Raw genomic sequence first — 3,836 nt, 5'->3', positions numbered from 1 at the left:
GTGCTCGACATCCTGGTCACCTCCCGGCGTGACGCCAGCGCCGCGACCAGGTTCTTCCGCAAGCTGCTGACTGGTGTTAGCGGCGGCGCTGTCTGTGCATGAGGCGGCCGCGTTCGGTGGTGATTTCTCGGCCGGATTGTGTGGTGATGGGCTTTCCCGTTGAGGGGTGGGCCCGGTTCGGCGTCGTCGGGTTATCGGGGGTTGGTGGGCCAGGGCCATCTGTGGTCGGCGATGGGTGAGTCGGGATCGAAGCGCAGTTGGGCTTCTTCGGCGCTGGTGCCGATCAGGGTGGCGATGTCGTTCCAGGTGGCGCCGTTGAGGCGTGGGGTGGTGATGGCCTCGGGCAGCCAGCGGAGGGCCTGGTCGATGAGGCTGGCGAGCAGGTGGATGATCGCGAGTTCGTCGCCGAGGTTGAGGCCGCGTCGCTGGGCGAGCGCTGCGATGGCGTCGTCGAGCACGGCGTAGCTGTCGGCGTCGGTGCGTGGGGCGGGTAGCGGGGTCACGGCTGTTTGCCCTTGTGCGGTGGGGCAGTTCTGGCTCGGGCAGGGCGGCTCACGCTGGGTGGGGGTGGTCGGAGGCTGGTTCCTCCGCCGGGGATGGTCTGCCGGTGCCTGCGCTCCGGCAGGGATGGCGGCGGTGGAGGAACCGGCGGGTGTGAGCAGCCGGTGTGGCCGGAGCTGGTCAGTCGCGGGTCAGTTCGGCGGCGGCCTTTTTCGCGCAGGCGTCGTCGACGAGGTCTTTGCCGTCGGCGGCTGCGGCGATCAGCGCGGCGGTGGCGGCGTTGTTCAACGCGCGGGGCAGGCCGTTGGCGATGCGGTGCAGGCGGGCGACGGCGTCGTCGGCGAACAGCGGCTCGTCGCGGCCGGCGAGAGCGATGTGGTGGCGCAGGTAGGCCGCGGACTCACCCAGGTCCATCGGTTTGATCGCGAACCGGGTGGCGATGCGCTGATCGAGCGCGGCGAATACGCCCATGCGCAGCTGCCGGGCCAGGGTGGGCTGGCCGAGCAGGATCCCGGCAAACGGCGACGCCGAATCCATGTCCATATTCGTCAAGAGCCGTAATTCCTCGAGCTGCGCGGGCTCTAACAGGTGGGCCTCATCGACGCAGAGGACCACCCGGCGGTGACGTTCCTCGGTTTCGGCGGCGAGCAGGTCGCCGGCTTGGGCCATCAGCTCGGCCTTCATATAGCGGGGTTCCGCGCCGAGAGCGCGCACGATGGTGACGTAGAGGCCACGGGTGCCAAACGCGGGGTTGGCGATGTAGATGAGCTGGTGGCGGGTGGGGTCCAGCGCGGCGATCGCGGCCCGCACCGCGACGGTCTTGCCGGCGCCGACCTCGCCGGTGAGCACGCCCAAGGCGGACTCGACGAGTTGATCCGGGCCACCGCCTCCTGGTGGGCCTGGCGGCGGTAAAGGTCTTTCGCGGCGATCGCTTTGCCGAACGGGGTACGGGACAGCCCGAAGTGGGCCACCCACGGCGCCGGGCTCACTGCCTTGTCTCCAGGCCCTCGCCGGCGTCGCCCTCGCCGGCGAGCTGGGCCAGGTGGGCGTAGTCGATGCGGCCGACGCCGGTGGCCTGCTCGTGGGCGGCCTGTACCAGCCCGAGGTAGTCCACCCCGGTGGCAGCCGGCTCCGGGCGGATGGCTTGGGGCACCGAGCGGTGCACGTGGCGGCGGGTGACGAACGGACGCGCGACTCCGGCCGGGGCGCCGTCGAGGAACACGTCGATACGGGTCAGGTCTTCGGGGTCGTAGCGCAGCTCGACCCGGTGGGCGACCAGCGCTGGATCCACGCTGTAGCTGTTGCCCTCCAGCGGGACGGTGGCGGTGCGGGTGACCTTGCGGGTCACCGACCAGCGAAACGCCTCAACCAGCCGGTCCGGGTCGGCCTGGCGGGGCGGCCCGGCGGCCTCGAACCGCTCGATCGGCGCTTGGTTGGTTTCGGCGTGCCGGCGCCGGTTGGCGACCTGGGCGGCCCAGGCGGCGAACCGGTCGTTGAGCTCCTCGATCGACTCGATGCCCTGGTGGCAGGCCTCGGCCACAAACGCCTCCCTGATATAGCGGTTCGCCCGCTCCTGTTTTCCCCTCCCTTGCGGGGAGTACGGCTTGGAGTGCACGAGCCGGATACCGAGCAGCGCGCAGGTGCGCGCCAGCCACGCGTTCGCGAACGGGGCGCCGTTGTCGGCGTACAAGACCGTGGGCACGCCACGGCGCACGATCGCCCGGCGCAGCAGCTCCTGACAGGCCCGGGCGTTCTCATGGGCAAAAAAACTGCCCGTCGACCAGCAGCCGGGAATGATCGTCGACGATCAGGAACAGCCTGGCCCGCACCGAGGCCTCCCGTCGCGGGTAGGGCACGAACGGGCCGACAAGCACATCGGTGATCCACCGGTCGTTGGGGTGTTCGGCCTCGTAGCGGCCGAACACCTTCGGCTCGGCCGCCAAGGCTTCGCGGTGCAGCCCGGCCCGGCGCAACTGCGCGCGCACGGTGCGCTCGGCCACCGCGATCCCATGCCGGTGGAACAGGATCGAGGCGATCTGCGCGGCCGAGCGGGCCGGCAACTCCAAGCGCAGCGCGGCCGCCTCGGCGAACAACTCCGGGTGCGCCCGCACCGTGCCGGTGTCCGCCCGCCGGCACGGCCGCAGCCCAGCCAACCCGCGCTTACGCCACGCGCGCAGCCAGCGGTCGATCGTGCCCCGCGCATAGCGGCGCATGCTGCCGTCCGGATGCGTATGCGGGCGCGCGGCGATCGCCCGCACCAGCACACCCCGCTCCGCCGGCGTCAATCTCGGGTTGGCCGCCTCGGCGATCACCGCCCAGCGGTGCAACGCGACCCGCTCAATCAGCTCACGGTCCATGCTCGCCTCCGGCTCCGGTGTCGATTCCAGGCACTGGAGGCAGGAAACGCCGCCTGCCGACCACCAGATAGGGCGAGACCGTGTTGGCCGCCAACAGCCTCCCGCCGCTCACCGCCGACGCGAACCGCCACCGCGTCAACCGGACCCAGCCCGGGAACTCACACGCCGCCCTAAACGCCGCCCCGATCGCGGACACCGCCCCCGCGGCCGTGTCCGCCCGCGGGGCCAGCACCGGACCGCCCAGCTCGGCGCACAACGCGGCGAACGCGACCCCGATCGCGCTGGCCCGCGCGGTGAACCGCCGGAGCCACTCCCGCGCGGTCGTGTGCGCCACCCCCACCCGCGCCGCCGCCGGGCGCACCCCGACCAAGCCGGAGGCCACCGCCTCGAGCACCTGCCCGACACTGTCGACCACATCCAACCGACCGGCCAGCACGAACGACGGCAACAACGCATGCGACTCGCAGCAACGCCCGCACCGGACGCGGGGAACGAAGATCCGCCAGCACCGGCCCGCCGCCCGCACCCAGCGCCGATACCCCGACCAGAAACACATCGCCGCCGCGCACCGCGGGCACTCCGGGCGCGGCACATCCACCCCACGGCCGGCCTCGGCATAGGCATCGACCGACAGCGGGCACGGCCATACAATGGCCACGGGCACACACCCGCCTCGGACCCCTTCCCGCGCACCGCGACCAGCAGCAGCGAGAAGGGGTCCCTCGCGTTTACCGACAGCCCATCCTCCCGCCGCAACCTCGCCGCCGGCCCGAGCCCGTCACCAAACAGCACTGCCGAACGCCCACGCGGGACGCTCAGGCAATCAAGCCGTCAACAGCTACCTGAGGCTCAGTGGGATGGGAGTGGCGAGTAGTTCGAAGGCGCGTCGTTGGGTTGGGGTGGCTTCGGTGAGCATGGGGATGGTGTGCTCGGTGGCGGCGAAGCGGGCTTGGACGCGGGTCAGGGTGGCCAGGTGAT

At 71.5% G+C, this 3,836-nt stretch carries 5 protein-coding genes; all 5 read right to left on the bottom strand.

Annotated features, from left to right (window positions below):
- Positions 1-191: 191 nt before the first annotated feature.
- The 5 genes from VGJ14_17660 to VGJ14_17640 all read right to left on the bottom strand — a co-directional run bounded on the left by VGJ14_17660 (position 192) and on the right by VGJ14_17640 (position 3,516).
- Positions 192-503, bottom strand: a complete 312-nt coding sequence (locus tag VGJ14_17660) for a hypothetical protein (GenBank protein HEY2834256.1) — start codon at positions 501-503, stop codon at positions 192-194.
- Between the two features lie 178 nt (positions 504-681).
- Positions 682-1,350, bottom strand: a complete 669-nt coding sequence (locus tag VGJ14_17655; GenBank protein ID HEY2834255.1) for an AAA family ATPase — start codon at positions 1,348-1,350, stop codon at positions 682-684.
- A 136-nt stretch (positions 1,351-1,486) separates the two neighbouring features.
- The gene (locus VGJ14_17650) at positions 1,487-2,203 is read right to left on the bottom strand and encodes a Mu transposase C-terminal domain-containing protein (GenBank protein HEY2834254.1); all 717 of its coding nucleotides are present in this window, start codon (positions 2,201-2,203) and stop codon (positions 1,487-1,489) included.
- Between the two features lie 52 nt (positions 2,204-2,255).
- Positions 2,256-2,858, bottom strand: coding sequence for a hypothetical protein (locus VGJ14_17645; protein HEY2834253.1), 603 nt, complete (start codon positions 2,856-2,858; stop codon positions 2,256-2,258).
- A complete protein-coding gene (locus tag VGJ14_17640; GenBank protein ID HEY2834252.1) occupies positions 2,848-3,516 on the bottom strand; it encodes a DUF6431 domain-containing protein in 669 nt (222 codons plus the stop codon). The genes VGJ14_17645 and VGJ14_17640 overlap by 11 nt, the downstream gene beginning before the upstream one ends.
- Positions 3,517-3,836 lie beyond the last annotated feature (320 nt).

The sequence above is a fragment of the Sporichthyaceae bacterium genome (assembly GCA_036493475.1).
Taxonomy (GTDB): domain Bacteria; phylum Actinomycetota; class Actinomycetes; order Sporichthyales; family Sporichthyaceae; genus DASQPJ01.
The sequence above is the reverse complement of the archived record's forward strand: the minus strand, read 5'-3'. Positions and strand labels throughout refer to the sequence as shown.

Excerpts from the sequence above, each read along its gene's own strand:
- VGJ14_17645 (HEY2834253.1), bottom strand. The coding sequence starts at position 2,858 with ATGGACCGTGAGCTGATTGAGCGGGTCGCGTTGCACCGCTGGGCGGTG.